Genomic DNA, 1,413 nt, shown 5'->3' on the forward strand with positions numbered 1-1,413 from the left:
GCTTGGCCATGTTGCTCTTGATTCCCACCTGGTGCTGCTTCCTCCGGGCTTGTATCGCCCAGTCTCCAGGTGTCCAACCTCAAGGGGAAACTTCACTCACGCTGTTGCCTGCGCTTGCGTTGGTCGCACTCGCGGCCGCAGCGGCCGCGCAGACGCTTCTCAAGCCAGACACGGAGACAGCATGACCAGGGTCCAACTCGAAGAACTGCGCTGTGTGATCCACCCGCCGGGCAAGCTCGACAGCAGGGCGGAGCACTGGGCCGGGCGCCTCTACATGCGTGCCGCCTCCCTGCGGGTAACCCGTCTCCTGCTCGACACACGCTGGTCGCCGAACCAGATCACCGCCGTGATGGTCGTCGCGGGTGTGCTCTCCGGAGCCGCGCTGCTGATTCCTGGGCCGACTGGGGCTCTGCTCTCCGTCCTCTTCATCCAGCTCTATCTGCTGCTCGACTGCGTGGATGGGGAAGTCGCCCGGTGGCGCAAGCAGTTCAGCCCCCTCGGTGTCTACCTGGACCGCCTCGGCGCCTATCTCACGGACGCCGCTGTCATGATCGGCATGGGCTGTCGGGCCTCCTCGCTCGAACTCACCCCCTACCTGGTGGCCGGTATGGCGGCGGCCGTTGGCGTCCTGCTCCTCAAGGCATCCTCAGACCTCGTCCACGTGGCGCGCTCGGACAGCGGGCTGACCAAGGCCACCGACCAGTCAGTCGTTCCACGCTCTTCCGGTCTCGCCCGGATACGCCGCCTGGCCTCTGCCAGTGGAGTTCACCGCCTGTGCAACGGAATCGAATGCACCCTGTTGCTCCTCGTCGCGGCAGTGGCTGACATGACGCTCGGCCACCTGACAGCCACGAAGGCCTCGGTCGCTGCCGTCACAGCAATCGTGTGGATCCTCGTACCAGCGCACATTGTCTCGATCATCTCCTCGTCACGGCTGAAGCAATAGCCACCTTCCACTGCGCCGACATCCCTGTTCAGCGCGCTGTTGGTCACTCCGGTAACCCGCCGCTTAATGGGAGCGGAGCAGAACCACCCGAAGCGGCTACGGTCGGTCCGCCGGCCTGACGGGAGCTCGGCCACCTCTACACGGGATCATCACGGGGTAGGCCTGGGTAGCCCTGGCCTCGGCTGGCCTGGCTTCAACCGGTTCCTCTTCCACGGCTATCGCGTGGAAGAGGTGTCGCCGTGGCTGGAGGGCTTGCCCACAAGCCCTGACCTGCGGCAACGGGCGATCCGGCCGGGATGGGGCTGCAACCCTCGGTGCAACTCTCGGTGCAACGGTCCAGCCAACTGTCCAGGCAACGGTCCAGCACCCTATGAGCCTTCGCCATCTTCGAGCGTGCAGGTCGGGGGGGCTGGCGTGACGGTTCTCCGGGATGCTCGCGCTGGCCGTGGGCGGGTGTCTGCGGTCTT

1 protein-coding gene is annotated in these 1,413 nt (G+C 65.8%); it reads left to right on the forward strand.

The window, feature by feature from the left end; all coding sequences use genetic code 11:
* Nucleotides 1-181 precede the first annotated feature (181 nt).
* Nucleotides 182-946, forward strand: coding sequence for a CDP-alcohol phosphatidyltransferase family protein (locus tag ACZ38L_RS39530; protein ID WP_465703005.1), 765 nt, complete (start codon nt 182-184; stop codon nt 944-946).
* The last annotated feature ends 467 nt before the right edge of the window (nt 947-1,413 follow it).

It is taken from the genome of Kitasatospora sp. NPDC024654 (assembly GCF_055559155.1).